At 73.6% G+C, this 13,900-nt stretch carries 12 protein-coding genes, 1 tRNA gene and 2 pseudogenes; 10 read left to right on the forward strand and 5 right to left on the reverse strand.

Annotated features, from left to right (window positions below; all coding sequences use genetic code 11):
• A pseudogene (locus RIF68_RS10110) lies at positions 1-994 on the reverse strand (hypothetical protein); the annotation flags it as partial.
• 541 nt (positions 995-1,535) lie between these two features.
• On the opposite strand from RIF68_RS10110, the gene RIF68_RS10115 reads away from it, so the two are divergent.
• Positions 1,536-2,219, forward strand: coding sequence for a bifunctional DNA primase/polymerase (locus tag RIF68_RS10115; RefSeq protein ID WP_309050824.1), 684 nt, complete (start codon positions 1,536-1,538; stop codon positions 2,217-2,219).
• A gap of 301 nt (positions 2,220-2,520) precedes the next feature.
• Positions 2,521-3,180 (forward strand): hypothetical protein, encoded by a 660-nt coding sequence (locus RIF68_RS10120; protein ID WP_309050825.1) that lies wholly within the window; start codon positions 2,521-2,523, stop codon positions 3,178-3,180.
• Positions 3,181-3,400: 220 nt separating this feature from the next.
• Here RIF68_RS10120 and RIF68_RS10125 read toward each other — a convergent pair whose 3' ends face one another.
• The 3 genes from RIF68_RS10125 to RIF68_RS10135 form a co-directional block, all read right to left on the reverse strand.
• Positions 3,401-4,378: a DUF5926 family protein gene (locus RIF68_RS10125; RefSeq protein ID WP_309050826.1), complete on the reverse strand. Its 978-nt coding sequence runs from the start codon at positions 4,376-4,378 to the stop codon at positions 3,401-3,403.
• Positions 4,379-4,593: 215 nt separating this feature from the next.
• A complete protein-coding gene (locus RIF68_RS10130) occupies positions 4,594-5,202 on the reverse strand; it encodes an ATP-binding protein (RefSeq protein WP_309050827.1) in 609 nt (202 codons plus the stop codon).
• 182 nt (positions 5,203-5,384) lie between these two features.
• The gene (locus tag RIF68_RS10135) at positions 5,385-6,230 is read right to left on the reverse strand and encodes a glycerophosphodiester phosphodiesterase (protein WP_309050828.1); all 846 of its coding nucleotides are present in this window, start codon (positions 6,228-6,230) and stop codon (positions 5,385-5,387) included.
• 216 nt (positions 6,231-6,446) lie between these two features.
• Between RIF68_RS10135 and RIF68_RS10140 the strand changes: the two genes are divergently transcribed.
• The 8 genes from RIF68_RS10140 to RIF68_RS10175 all read left to right on the forward strand — a co-directional run bounded on the left by RIF68_RS10140 (position 6,447) and on the right by RIF68_RS10175 (position 12,568).
• Positions 6,447-7,838 (forward strand): trypsin-like peptidase domain-containing protein, encoded by a 1,392-nt coding sequence (locus RIF68_RS10140; RefSeq protein ID WP_309050829.1) that lies wholly within the window; start codon positions 6,447-6,449, stop codon positions 7,836-7,838.
• A 63-nt stretch (positions 7,839-7,901) separates the two neighbouring features.
• A tRNA-Ser gene (locus RIF68_RS10145) sits at positions 7,902-7,986 on the forward strand.
• A 318-nt stretch (positions 7,987-8,304) separates the two neighbouring features.
• Positions 8,305-8,565, forward strand: coding sequence for a WGxxGxxG family protein (locus RIF68_RS10150; protein WP_309050830.1), 261 nt, complete (start codon positions 8,305-8,307; stop codon positions 8,563-8,565).
• A 13-nt stretch (positions 8,566-8,578) separates the two neighbouring features.
• Positions 8,579-8,860 carry a hypothetical protein gene (locus tag RIF68_RS10155; protein WP_309050831.1) on the forward strand — a complete coding sequence of 94 codons (282 nt, stop codon included), beginning with the start codon at positions 8,579-8,581 and terminating at the stop codon, positions 8,858-8,860.
• Between the two features lie 301 nt (positions 8,861-9,161).
• Entirely contained in the window at positions 9,162-9,380 is a 219-nt protein-coding gene (locus RIF68_RS10160) for an antitoxin (protein ID WP_309050832.1), read from the forward strand.
• A gap of 129 nt (positions 9,381-9,509) precedes the next feature.
• Positions 9,510-10,034: an O-acetyl-ADP-ribose deacetylase gene (locus tag RIF68_RS10165; RefSeq protein WP_309050833.1), complete on the forward strand. Its 525-nt coding sequence runs from the start codon at positions 9,510-9,512 to the stop codon at positions 10,032-10,034.
• Positions 10,035-10,209: 175 nt separating this feature from the next.
• Positions 10,210-10,767 (forward strand): SigE family RNA polymerase sigma factor, encoded by a 558-nt coding sequence (locus RIF68_RS10170; RefSeq protein ID WP_309050834.1) that lies wholly within the window; start codon positions 10,210-10,212, stop codon positions 10,765-10,767.
• A 148-nt stretch (positions 10,768-10,915) separates the two neighbouring features.
• On the forward strand, positions 10,916-12,568 hold the full coding sequence (locus RIF68_RS10175; RefSeq protein ID WP_309050835.1) for a long-chain fatty acid--CoA ligase: 1,653 nt from the start codon (positions 10,916-10,918) through the stop codon (positions 12,566-12,568).
• Between the two features lie 41 nt (positions 12,569-12,609).
• On the opposite strand, the pseudogene RIF68_RS10180 reads toward RIF68_RS10175, so the two are convergent.
• Positions 12,610-13,900 (reverse strand): annotated as a pseudogene (locus RIF68_RS10180) (PAS domain S-box protein); the annotation flags it as partial.

The raw sequence follows: 13,900 nt of genomic DNA on the forward strand, positions 1-13,900 counted from the left end.
AGCCGGGGACGGCGCCCCCGGCGCGCCCGAGGGCCCCCCCGGGCAACGGCAGCGCGTCGTACCAGTCGCCGCCCCCGCGCGGACCGGTGCGATGCCGGGCCGCGAGCCGGACGCCGGGGACGCGCGGGAGGCGGCTGGGGAGGAGTTCCCCGGCGACGGTGGTGAGGTCGGCGCGGGCCCGTTCGACCTGGAGGAGGCGGGCGAGGTGCTCGGTGGCGAAGCGGGCGTAGAGGCCGATGAGGTGCCGCTGGCGTTCGGTGGGTTCGGCGGGCTCGTCGTAGAGCCAGACGGCGGCACCGAGCCGGCCGGCCTCCTCGGTGGCGAGGGGGAGGGCGTAACTGGCGGCGTAGCCGAGCCGGGCGGCGACCTCGCGGTGGCGCGGGTCGAGGCCCTCTTCCGCGCGGACGTCGGGGACGGCGATCGGGTCGGGCACGGCCGGGTGGCGGCCGCGGCGCCCGGCGAGCCCGTCGGGAGCCCCGGCTCCTCCGGCTTCCCGGGCTCCTGGGGTTCCTTCGAGTCCTTCGAGTCCTTCGAGGAGGCGCCCGTAGCCGGTCACGTGCCGGGGGAGGGTCTCGATGGTGCCGAGGTCGGCGTGGGCGAGGCCGAGGCCGATGGTGGTGGCGGGGCCGAGGCCGTCGGCGGGCTCGAGGACGGCCATGCCGCGGCGGGCGCCGACGAGCGCGGCGCCGGCGGTCAGCAGTTCGCGCAGGGCCCCGTCGAGGGAGGCGGTCTTGATGAGGCGCTCGGTGAGTTCGTGGAGGGTGGTGAGGTCGGAGACCCAGCCGGCCAGGCGGTCCTGGATCAGCAGGCCGGGGGCGGGGACCTGCGGCCCGTCGGCCCGGTCGGCGGTGGTCCGGGAGGCGGGATCGGCCGGGCGGTCGTGGCCGGTGGACGCGGCCGTGGCGGGCGCCCCGGGGAGGGGGGCCGCAGTGTGCGGGGGAGCGGGAATCGTGGGATCGATTCCGGCCACTTTCGGCACGTGTGGGGTGCTCATCTCGGTCGGCTTTCCGACCGGTGCGTTTGACGCCATAGCATCGCAAACCCCCAGGAGATTCTGCTGATTCTGCGCCGCTCGATGTCTCCACATGTACACGCACCCGAGGAGCGATGTCCAGCATTGTCCCCATGGGACTTGTGGTGTCCGTGAGGTTGTGCAGAAGGGTTGAACTGGCGGCGAACTTGGCCGAAAATTGCCCCCGGTGTGCACCTTTTGCGGTCGACTGGCGTCGTTTCACAGCGCGTCATCCCGAACGTCCTGGGTACGTAATCGGTGACAGGCAGGGGCAGTTGAACGTGCCCCGGAGCGAGATGCGGAAGCCCGGCGTCCCGTACGCCGCAGGCCGCGGTCCGTCACCGAGTGGCGGGGAACTGTTCCGAACCGGGTCCGTCCCGGCTCCGACCGGCTTCGGTCCGGCCGGCCCCGCTCCGACGCGGGGCGGCGCACCGCCGTCCTTGTACGCGCTGATACGCACGGTGAAGTGATCTGCACGTGTTGTGATGTGGATTCGGCGTTCAACGGAAAGGAACGAGCGCTCATGCGCGAGATCCTCGGAAGGCGACGCAGGCTCCGGTTCCGGCGCAAGGGAAGGACCGCCCGGCTCGATGCCGCGGTCACCTTCGCGGTCGAGTGGGACTGGCCCGTCCTGCCGGGCGTGGGACTGAGCTCGACGACGACCCGTACGACCACGGGGGCGGTGTGCGCCTGCCCCGACCCCGCCTGCGCGGTGCCCGGCGCGCACCCCTACGACCCCGGGCTCCTCGCGGCGACCACCGACGAGCGGATGATCCGCTGGTGGTGGACCCGCCGCCCGGAGGCGCCGGTCATCCTCGCCACCGGCGGCCGCGCGCCCTGCGCGGTGAGCCTCCCGGCCGCGGCGGGCGCGCGGGCCCTCGCCGCGCTCGACGCGATGGGGATCCGGCTCGGCCCGGTGGTGGCGACCCCGACCCGGTGGTCGATCCTCGTCGCCCCGTACGGTCTCGAACGGCTCGGCGAGCTGCTCCACGCGAAGGACAGCGTGCCGAGCTCGCTGCGCTTCCACGGCGAGGGCGGCTACCTGCTGCTCCCGCCTTCGGTCGCCGGGACCGGGCAGGTGAGCTGGGAGCGGGCCCCGCTCGCCGGATCGGCGCGGCCGTGGCTGCCCGACGTGGAGGCGGTGGTCGACGCCCTGGTCGAGGCGAGCACGAGCGCGCCGGACGGCGGCAGCCGCCTCGCGTACTGACCCTTTCGCCCGCGGCCCGGTCCTCCCCGGTCGCCTTCTCCCGCCCCTCCTCCCCGTCCGCCCCTCCTGATCCTTCCCCCGGTCCTTTCTCCGGCCCTTCGCCGAGCCGGCCGCTCGGGGCCCGCGTCCCCCGGCCGCGGTTCACCCGAACGGGTGCGGTGGGGCCCGGCGCGTACGGGAAACGGGTGTGCGGCCCGCCGGATGTCCGGCGGGCGCCGCTATGTTCACCCCACCGTCCGGGATCCCCGGCCGCCGTACGACTCCAGGAGCAGGTGGGCCGCATGCGTCCGGTGAACCTCCGATGAACCTCCGCGTGGCCGCGCTCGCGGCCGCCGTCACCGCCGCCGTCCTGCTCCCGCTCGCCGCCTCGGCGGGCGGTCCCGGCACGGGGAAGGGCGCGGGAGCGGCGGGTGCGGACGCCACCGCGCCGCCCGGGGGCCTGCTGGGTGGCCTGGGCCTCGGCCCCGGGCCCCGCACCACCGGGGACGCGCCGGCCGGGACGGCCCCGACCCGTACCCCCACCGCCCCACCTGTCCCACCCAGCCCTCCCGCCCCCGCCCCCGGGGGCTCCGCGTCCGCCGGCCCCCTACCCGAGCGGATCGCGCGATGCGGGCCGGAACTCGCCTCTCCGGAGGGCGTCGAGGCGCAGACCTGCGTCCTCGCGGAGGGCGCCGACACCTGGGGGCGTACGTACTACCGCAATGCCACGGGCCGGGAACTCGACGCCTATCTCACCCTGATGGCACCCGGCGGACGGACCGTTCAGGTCCGCTGTCACGTCGCCGCCGAGGATGAACCCGGGCGCTGCGAAACGCCCCGGGAACGCGGGAGTGAGGGGCTCACGGCCTATACGGCGGTGGCGGAATTCGCAGGCGCGGGCGAGAAGGGCGCGGGTGCGGAGGGGGCTGGTCCGCTTCTGCTGCGCTCGGGCAGCAACACGGCGGACGGCGAAGGAAGTTGAGCGTCGAACACCTCCGGGCGGGCGGAGGCGGACATGGAAAGGCCCGATCGCTGGCGACGGGGGATGCACCAGCGACCGGGCTTCCAGAACGGTAACAAGAGATCTGCCGTTCGCAAATTCGATCTCGGTTATTCGGACAGGGATTTACCTGCCCGTAGGCCGGGTTGTGGTGGAAGTCACCGACCGGTCGGTCTGCCGGTGACTCATACCACCCGGGGTATCAGCTGAGAGTCACCTGACGGTTCGTGAGGCCGCCGCGCGCCCGCCGCTCCTCCGCCGTCAGCGGGGCGTCCGAGGCGAGCGCCCCGGCGAGCCGCTCGGCGAACTCGGCGGCCGGCTTCTCGCACTCCTCCGCCGTCATCGAGGTCGGCAGGTCCCACACCGGAACCATCAGGCCGTGGGCGCGGAACGACCCCACGAGACGGGTGTCCTGGCCGAGGGTGGTCCCACCGGCGGCCTGGAGGCGGGCCAGCGCGTCCAGGAGCTTCTCCTCGGGGTGCGGCATGACCCAGCGCAGGTGGTTCTTGTCCGGGGTCTCGCACCAGTACGCGGCGTCCACGCTCGTGAGCTTGACGGTCGGGATCGCCGCGGCGTTGGCCCGCTCCAGCGAGGCCGCGACCTCCGGATCGGCAGCGTCGGCCGACTGCGGGACCCAGAACTCGAAGCCCGGGTGGACCTCCGGCACGAACGCGCCCTCGGGGTCGAGCAGATCCTGCAGCCGCGGGCCCTCGGCCGGCACCCGGCGCGGCGGGACCGGGTTGCCCGGCTCGGTCTCCAGGGCGCGCTGGAGCGTGTCGGCCAGGTCGCGCGCCAGGTCACCGGAGGAGGACTCGTTCTGCAGGCCCAGCAGGACCGAACCGTCGTCGCGGCGCAGCGCCGGCCAGGCCATCGGCAGCACCGTCGCGAGCGTCACGGACGGCACGCCCTCGGGCAGCCCGCCCTTCAGGGTGAGCGGCACGGTGGCGGCGGGCACGAGTTCGCGCAGGGCGACCCAGTCGCACTCGCCGGGCAGGCCCTCGAAGGGGCGCTGGACGTGCTCGGTCACGGCGTGCGCGGCCTCCCGGCCGTGACAGGCCTTGTAACGGCGGCCCGAACCGCACGGGCACGGCTCCCGCGCGCCGACGACGGGGATCTCCCCGCTCGTGACCTGTGCCTGGCCGGTCCTGCCGGCCTTCGTCTGGGGGCGCTTCTTGGCCATGGTGGGGCTGTCTCCCGATCGCGGCGGTGCTGTGTCGGGCGCGAGCCTAGCCGCCCCGGCCACCGGGACCCCTCATCCGGGCCGTCGCCCGGCCCGTACGCGTACGCCTGTTCCCCGCCTCTCGGCGGGGTGCGGTGCGAGCACCGGACGCCCTCTGGCGGCCGGCTTCCCCGCTCCGGCCGGGACGGGCCCGGCCGGAGCGGCGAAGGGGCCGGTCAGTCCAGGTCGTCGTACGCGTCCAGGAAGCCGAGGGCGGGGCCTTGGCCGCCGACGACCCGGGTCGCGAAGTCCTCACGGCGGTGTCCCTCGGTGACCACCGCCCAGACGGTCACCTCACCCGTGGCACTGTCGCGTACGCCCCAGTCCTGGGCGAGGGCCCCGATGATGTTCAGGCCGCGGCCGCCGTGCGCGGTGACCGAGGGCTTCGAAGGCACAGGGCGTGTGGGACCACCGCCGTCCGTCACCTCGACGACCAGACCGCCCGACGGATCGAGCCGCCAGGCCGCGAGCACGTCCCCGTCGCCCCGGTCCCCCCGGCCCAGTGGTCTGCCGTGCCGGCAGGCATTGCTGAGAAGTTCGGAAAGGATCAGTACCGCGTCGTCGACGACCGTTTCGGACACCCCGCTGCGGTACAGCTCGTCCCGCATCCGGTGCCGTGCCTCACCCACGCCCGCAGGGCCATGGGGTACGGCCATGCTCGACGACGTGGGCACCTCCTGTGCCACCACCAACGCCACCCCCGAGACCTCCTTTGCCCCACGCCACGGTGTGGATGCCCCAATGGCATGGGCCGGAAACCGACTATTCCGCGTGTGATGAGGCACTCGTGACGATCGCGTACGTCCCGAACGCGCCGGTGCACTCCCCGTAAGCCCCGTGACGGGTGGGGTCAGGGGTTACGGGAGAGGCGGTACGGACCCGGCGGCGGCGCCCCGCTCACGGCGGGAACGGGCCGCCGCTCGGACCCCGGAGGGGCCGCGGCCCACGACGGGGGACGGGATCCGGCTCAGGCGCCGGAGGGACCGCGGCTTCCGCTCCGGCCGAGTTGGGCGAGCACCTGCTTGGGGCGGTTGGTGATGATGGCGTCGACGCCGAGCCGGACGCACAGTTCGACGTCCTCGGGCTCGTCCACCGTCCACACGTGCACCTGGTGACCGGCTTTCTGGAGGCGGAGGATCACCGCCGGATGGTGCCGGACGATCCGGATCGAGGGCCCCGCGATCCGCGCGCCCGCCGGGAGGCGCCCGTCGCGCAGGCGGGGGGAGACGAACTGGGAGAGCGAGACCGTCGGCAGGGTCGGCGAGGCCGCGGCGATCCGGTGGAGCGAGCGGGGCGAGAAGCTCATGACCCGGACCGGCGAGTCGTCGGCGGAGTCCGGCGCGTCCAGACCGAACCGCTTCAGGAGCTGGAGCAGCCGCTCCTCGACCTGGCCCGCCCAGCGGGTCGGGTGCTTGGTCTCGATGGCGAGTTCGACCCGGCGCCCGGCGTCGGAGACCAGCTCCAGGAGGCGCTCGAGGGTCAGGACGGAGGTGTAGCCGGGGTCGCCCCAGTCGGGGCTCTCGCCGACCTCGTCGCGTTCCTTCCAGGCGCCGAAGTCGAGCGCCGCGAGGTCGGCGAGTTCGAGACCGGAGACGGCGCCGCGGCCGTTGGACGTACGGTTGACGCGCCGGTCGTGGACGCAGACGAGATGGCCGTCGGCGGTGAGCCGGACGTCGCACTCCAGGGCGTCGGCGCCGTCCTCGATCGCCTTCACATAGGCGGCCAGGGTGTGTTCCGGTGCGTCCTCGGACGCCCCGCGGTGGGCGACGACCTGGACGGGGGCGCGGTTCGGTTGCTGCCGTGCGTGAGTCACCGCGTCATGGTGCCATTGGCGGAGCGACCGCAGAGGAAGACGCCCATTCTGTCCGTATATAAAGGAGGGGGCGTGGATGCACAGCTCCGGCTTACGGCGGTCTGACGTGTCGTGGGAAAAGCTGGGCACACGATCCCTGGCACCTGCCCGGAGCCCCGAGCGCACCAGGCACCCCACCCCGTACCAGCAGACGAGCGCCACCGAGGAGAGCGAGCTGTGAGCACCGAGAACGAGGGCACGCCGGTCCCGGCGGACGACTCGACCGCCCCGTCCACCGCTCCCACACCCCCGCCCGCGCCCTCCGCGCCCCCCACACCCCCGCCCGCGCCGCCCGCCACGCCGCCCGCGCACGCCGGTGGCGGCGCGGTGCCGCCGGTGCCGCCGGGCGGACCCGCCGCGCCCGGATCCGGCTGGCCGCCGCCCCCGCCCGCCGTACCGGCCTGGGGCGAGCCGCACCCTTCCCCGTACCCGGCGCCCGCCGCACCCCGCGGAAAGGCCGGCGGCCTCCTCGCGGCGGTCCTGGCCGCGGCGCTCGTCGCGGGCGGTGTCGGCGGCGGGATCGGTTACTGGGCCGCCCAGCGCGGCGAGGACGGCACCCGCTCCACCACGGTCTCCTCGGGCGAGGCCCCGGCCTCCTTCAAGCGTGAGCCGGGCACGGTCGCGGCGGTCGCCGCGAAGGCCCTGCCGAGCGTCGTCACCATCCAGGCCAAGTCGGGCGGCGGCGAGGGCGAGGGCGGCACGGGCACCGGCTTCGTGTACGACAAGGAAGGCCACATCGTCACCAACAACCACGTGGTGGCCTCGGCGGCGGAGGGCGGCGAACTCTCCGTGACCTTCTCCGACGGCCGGGCCCACGACGCGGAGGTCGTGGGCCGCGCCGAGGGGTACGACGTGGCCGTACTGAAGCTCAAGAGCGCCCCCGACGGCCTGAAGCCGCTGCCGCTGGGCGACTCCGACAAGGTGGCGGTCGGTGACTCGACGATCGCCATCGGCGCGCCGTTCGGCCTCTCCAACACCGTCACCACCGGCATCATCAGCGCCAAGAACCGCCCGGTCGCCTCCGGCGACGGCTCCGGCGGCGGCAACTCGTACATGAGCGCCCTCCAGACGGACGCCTCCATCAACCCGGGCAACTCCGGCGGCCCGCTGCTGGACGCGAGCGGCGCCGTGATCGGCATCAACTCGGCCATCCAGTCCACCGGCAGCGGCTTCGGCCAGTCCCAGGCGGGCTCCATCGGCCTGGGCTTCGCGATCCCGGTCAACCAGGCCAGGAACGTGGCCGAGCAGCTGATCAAGTCCGGTGAGCCGGTCTACCCGGTGATCGGCGCCACGGTGAACATGGCCGGCCGCGGCGACGGCGCCATGATCGCCGCCCAGGGCAGCGGCGGCTCGGCCCCCGTCACCCCGGGCGGCCCGGCGGCGAAGGCCGGCCTGAAGCCGGGCGACGTCATCACCGGCTTCGGCGGCCGCACGATCGACAGCGGCCCGACCCTCATCAGCGAGATCTGGACCCACAAGCCCGGTGACTCGGTCGAGATCACCTACGAACGCGACGGCAAGCCCGCCAAGACCACGGTCACCCTCGGCCAGCGCACCGGCGACAGCTGACCCGCCCTCACCGCCCAGCCGGTACGCTGTACCCGCTCCGCCCCTGGTGAGGCGGCGGGGCGAGGTGGGTTGCCCGAGCGGCCTAAGGGAACGGTCTTGAAAACCGTCGTGGCGCGAGTCACCGTGGGTTCAAATCCCACACCCACCGCACGCAGGTCAGCGCAGGTGCTGGTCAGAAGGGGTGCTCCGGTCCTCGGAGCACCCCTTCCGCGTGCGGCTTGTCTCCGCCCAGCCGGCGCGAGCGCGCTTCCAGGGCGGGACGTGGAAGCGCCGGGTCCTCCCACTCCTCGTACGCGACATGGTGCGGGAACCTCCGCGCAGCACCTGGCTGGTTCAGGCCGGGAGGTGCGGCATGGGGAGCGACGGGTAAGAGACCCGCGAAAAAATGGCCAAATACGTCTATCGATGGAGAAACCGGGCAATCGGGGGGGTGCCAGAGCGACTGCTGAGACCCAAGGAGACAGCAATGCGCAGAATCGCAGGCACCGCACTCATCGCCGTCCTTCTCGCCATCGCCCCGACAGGCGCCGCGTTCAGCCAGAGCACCGAGCGAACAAGCACCACGACCGCCACCGCGACCGTCCAGGCCGAGCAGGCCAAGGACGACGACGGCGACGCCGGCCTGTGGGGCCTTTTCGGCCTCCTCGGGCTGGCCGGCCTCATCCCCTGGCGGAAGACCCGCGAACGGCACTCCCACCAGGACACCACCCGCTCCACCGGCATGTGATCGGGAGAACATCATGATCATCAAGAAGATGCACGAGATGGGCATCCGCAGCGAACACGCCTACATGGCCGCTTTCGGCAGCATCGGGTTCTCCGTCTTCACCTGGGTGGTCAGCCTCAAGGCCGAGCCCGGCTCCCACGCGGATCTCGCCCGCGCCGACCGGTGGGGAATTTTCGTCGGCGAATGGGCACCCACCTTCTTCGGTCTCGGCCTCGCGCTCTCCCACTACGAGCAGCAGGACGGAACCCTCACCGCCACCGTCCACGACCTCCGCGAGCAGCGGGAGGCCGGCTGAGCCACGGCACCCGCGCCCGCCCCCGCATCAAGGGGCGGGCGCGAGCGCCGGGCCTGGGCCGGGGTGCGTATCACCACCGCTCCGTGCTCGCTGCGTGGGCCGTGTGCGGGATCGGCCCGGGCCGGCGTGACGGCCTCACCTTCCTTCGGTCCGCGAGCCCGCCGGAGCGGTCCGGCCCGCGTGCCCGCAGGTCATCACCGGGTTTCCGGCCGGGTGGGGGGCGGGGCGGCGGGGCAGGGGATGCGGGATGGGCGTGGGGCCGGGATGCTGGAAGGGCCTGGAACCGCGCAAGGAGGGCCAGATGTCTGTGTTCGACAAGCTCAAGGGCATGCTCAAGGGGCACGAGGAACAGACCGGCAAGGCCGTCGACAAGGCGGGTGACGCCGTCGACGCCCGGACCCGGAGCAAGTACAGCCGTCATGTCGACACGGCCCAGTCGCAGCTGAAGCAGCGGCTTGGTGACGGCGGTACCGAGCCGGGGCGGACTCCACCGCCCCCGGAGACGCCGCCCCGCCAGTGACGCGGCGTACGCCCCAGGGAGAGACCGGCAGCGGCCCCGCATCCGTGGACAGCACGGGTGCGGGGCCGCACCCATGAGCCGTACGGTGCCGGGGAAACGTACAGACGAACCGCGGGGAAGGGGTGGCGCATGCGGATCGTGCTCGTCCAGGGGGACATCACCACCGAGGCGGTGGACGCGGTGGTCAACGCGGCGAACTCCTCGCTGCTCGGCGGCGGAGGGGTGGACGGCGCCATCCACCGCCGGGGCGGCCCGGAGATCCTCGCCGCCTGCCAGGACCTGCGCCGTTCCCACTACGGCCGGGGCCTGCCGACCGGGCAGGCCGTGGCGACGACCGCCGGCCGCCTCCCGGCCCGCCATGTGATCCACACGGTCGGCCCGGTGTGGACGCGGGACGAGGACCGTTCGGACCTGCTGGCCTCCTGCTACCGCGCGTCCCTCCGTGTCGCGGACGAGTTGGGTGCCCGTACGGTCGCCTTCCCGGCGATCTCCACCGGCGTCTACGGCTGGCCGATGGACGACGGCGCCCGGATCGCGGTGGAGACGGTGCGGTCCGCCGCGACGGCGGTGGAGGAGGTGCGGTTCGTGCTGTTCGGCGCGGAGGCGTACGCCGCGTTCGAAGCCGCCCTCGCCGGCCACGGCGCGGAGGACTGACGGAGCACCCGCGGGTGCGGTGCGCCCCGTCCCGGCGTGGTGACCCTGAGCCGCGCGGGGGGACGGCTCCACCCAGAGGAGGTGGAGAGGTCCCCACTCCTCCGACCTGAGGGGGACCGCGGTTCGGGACCTGGGGCCGATCCGCCGCACACCCCGCCGCTCCTAGCGTGGAGCCATGACTCCGCCACCCTCTGGCCCCGTCTGCGCCGGCGCCTCCGCGGTCGCGACCGGCCCGGCGCCGTACCCGTCCTTCACCTCGTACGTGAAGGCGCGCGGGCCCGTGCTGCTGCGCACCGCCCGCTCCCTCACCGCCAACCCGTGCGACGCCGAGGACCTCCTCCAGACGGCCCTCGCCAAGACCTTCGTCGCCTGGGAGCGCATCGAGGACCACCGCGCCCTCGACGGCTACGTCCGCCGGGCGCTGCTGAACACCCGTACCTCGCAGTGGCGCAAGCGCAAGGTCGACGAGTTCGCCTGCGAGGAACTGCCCGAGCCCACCGGCCTCCCCGTCCCCGACCCGGCCGAGCGCCAGGTGCTCCACGACGCGATGTGGCGGGCGGTGATGAAGCTTCCCGAGCGGCAGCGCCAGATGGTCGTCCTGCGGTACTACGAGGACCTCAGCGAGGCGCAGACGGCCGAGGTGCTCGGGGTGTCGATCGGTACGGTCAAGAGCGCCGTCTCCCGCGCCCTGGGCAAACTCCGCGAGGACCCGGAGCTGGCGCCCGTACGGTGAGCGCCGGCCGCCCCCGGAGGGCCGGCCGTGGACATACGCCAGTCATCACTGGCAATCTCCGTACTCCCGGGTAGTGACATACCGCGCGGTATGTGCGCAGAATCTCCCCACCCTTTCTGCCACGTAGCGCCCACCGGGAGGACGCCCCGTGTACAGCACCATGCAGGACGTACAGCTCAACATCAGCCGCCTCCTCGAGCACGGCCGGCGGGTTCACGGTGGCTCCACCGTCACGACCTGGACCGGTGAGGCGGAGCCGCACCGCCGCACCTTCGCCGAGATCGGCGACCGTGCCGCGCAGCTCGCGAACGCCCTGCGCGACGAACTCGGCATCGAACCGGGCGACGTCACGGCGACCCTCATGTGGAACAACGCCGAGCACGTCGAGGCGTACTTCGCGATCCCCTCCATGGGCGCCGTCCTGCACACCCTCAACCTGCGCCTTCCCCCCGAGCAGCTGGTGTGGATCGTCAACCACGCCGCCGACCGCGTCGTCCTCGTCAACGGTTCGCTGCTGCCGCTCCTCGCCCCGCTGCTGCCGCACCTGCCGACGGTCGAGCACATCGTGGTCGCCGGTCCGGGCGACCGGTCCGTCCTGGACGGCGTCGCCCCGCGCGTCCACGAGTACGAGGAGCTGATCGCCGGCCGCCCCACCACTTACCCCTGGCCGGAACTGGACGAGCGCACCGCCGCCGCCATGTGCTACACCTCCGGCACCACGGGCGACCCCAAGGGCGTCGTCTACTCCCACCGTTCGATCTACCTGCACTCCATGCAGGTGAACATGGCCGAGTCGATGGCCCTCACCGACAGGGACACGACCCTCATCGTCGTCCCGCAGTTCCACGTGAACGCCTGGGGCCTGCCGCACGCCACCCTCATGACCGGCGTCAACATGCTCATGCCGGACCGGTTCCTGCAGCCCGCCCCGCTCGCCGAGATGATCGAGCGCGAACGGCCGACCCACGCCGCGGCCGTCCCCACCATCTGGCAGGGCCTGCTGGCCGAGGTCACCGCGAACCCGCGCGACCTCTCCTCGATGACCCACGTGACCATCGGCGGGGCCGCCTGTCCGCCCTCGCTCATGGAGGCGTACGACAAGCTCGGCGTACGGCTCTGCCACGCCTGGGGCATGACGGAGACCTCCCCGCTCGGCACGATGGCCCACCCGCCGGCCGGCCTGGGTGCCGAGGAGGAGTGGCCGTACCGCGTCACGCAGGGCCGGTTCCCGGCGGGCGTCGAGGCCCGGCTGGTCGGCCCGGGCGGTGACCACCTCCCCTGGGACGGTACGTCGGCCGGTGAGCTGGAGGTGCGCGGCACCTGGATAGCGGGCGCCTACTTCGGCGGGGCGGACGGCGAGGCGTTCCGCCCCGAGGACAAGTTCAGCGAGGACGGCTGGCTCAAGACCGGGGACGTCGGCATCATCAGCCCCGACGGCTACCTGACGCTCACCGACCGCGCCAAGGACGTCATCAAGTCCGGTGGCGAGTGGATCTCCAGCGTCGAACTGGAGAACGCGCTCATGGCCCACCCGGCGGTCGCCGAGGCGGCCGTCGTCGCCGTGCCGGACGAGCGGTGGGGCGAGCGTCCGCTCGCCACCGTCGTCCTCAAGGAGGGGGCGACGGCCGACTACGAGACGCTGAAGACCTTCCTCGCCACCGAGGGCGGCATCGCGAAGTGGCAGCTCCCGGAGCGCTGGGCGGTCGTGCCCGCGGTGCCGAAGACGAGCGTCGGGAAGTTCGACAAGAAGGTGATCCGCAGGCAGTACGCGGAGGGCGAGCTGGACGTCACCCAGCTGTAGCCGCTCCAGGGGGACAGAGGAGAACCCCTCTGTCCCCCGGCCTAGTTGGTGCCGATCTTCGCGAGCAGGTCGACGATCCGGGCCTGCACCTCGGCGCTGGTCGACCGCTCGGCGAGGAAGAGGACCGTCTCGCCCGACGTGAGCTTCGGCAGCTCGTCCTCCTCCAGGCCGGCGGAGGTGTAGACGACGAGCGGGGTGCGGTTGAGCTGCCCGTTCGCCCGCAGCCAGTCGATGATCCCGGCCCGGCGGCGGCGCACCTGCATCAGGTCCATCACCACCAGGTTCGGCCGCACCTCGGCGGCGAGCGCGACGGCCTCGCTGTCGGTCGCCGCCCGTTCCACGAGCATTCCCCGTCGCTCCAGGGTCGCGGCGAGCGCCTCCGCGATGTGCTCGTTCTCCTCGATGAGCAGGACCCGGGACGGATGCTGCTCGCTGTCACGCGGGGCGAGCGCCTTGAGGAGGACGGCGGGGTCGGCACCGTACGCCGCCTCCCGCGTGGCCTGGCCGAGACCGGCCGCCAGGAGGACGGGGACCTCGGCGGCGACGGCGGCCTGGCGCAGCGACTGCAGCGCGGTCCGGGTGATCGGGCCGGTCAGCGGGTCGACGAACAGCGCGGCCGGGAAGGCGGCGATCTGCGCGTCGACCTCCTCCCGGGAGTGCACGATGACCGGCCGGTAACCGCGGTCGCTCAGCGCCTGCTGCGTCGCGACGTCCGGGGCGGGCCAGACGAGCAGCCGGCGCGGGTTGTCGAGCGGCTCCGGGGGCAGCTCGTCGTCCACGGGCTGCGGAGCGGGCCGGTTGGCGACCTCGACCGCGCCACCGGGACCGTCCAGCGGCTCGGGACCCTCGGCGGAGCCCTCGGCCGGCGCCTCTATGGCGTACGCACGGCCCTCGGACACGGCGGGCGTGAGACCGAGCTGCGGCTCGGGCTTGGCCACCGCGTCCGGCTGCGCCACGGGAACGGGCGGTACGGGACCGGCGGCGGGCTGCGCGGGCGCCGGCGGGTCGATCTCGGGCGGCGTGGCGAGCTTCCGCCGCCGCCCGGAGCCGTTGGCGGGCGCGGGCGTGGGTGCCGGAGCGGGCGGGGCGAAGGGGACGCCCTGGCCGAGCGTGCGGACGCTGAACGCCCGTCCCTGCGTGGACTCCTTGGGCATCGGCAGCTCGGGCGGCAGCGGTACGGATCCGGTGCCCGGCCCCGTCCCGGACGGGCCCGGCGGCTGCGACGGCGCCGGGGCGGGCGGCGCCACGGCCCGGCGGCGTCCGCCCGCACCGGGCACGGGCTGCGGGCCCGGCTCGTCCTGAGCCGGCGGCGGGGACTGGGGCTGCGGCGGG

Source organism: Streptomyces sp. (assembly GCF_031178505.1).
Classification (GTDB): domain Bacteria; phylum Actinomycetota; class Actinomycetes; order Streptomycetales; family Streptomycetaceae; genus Streptomyces; species Streptomyces gulbargensis.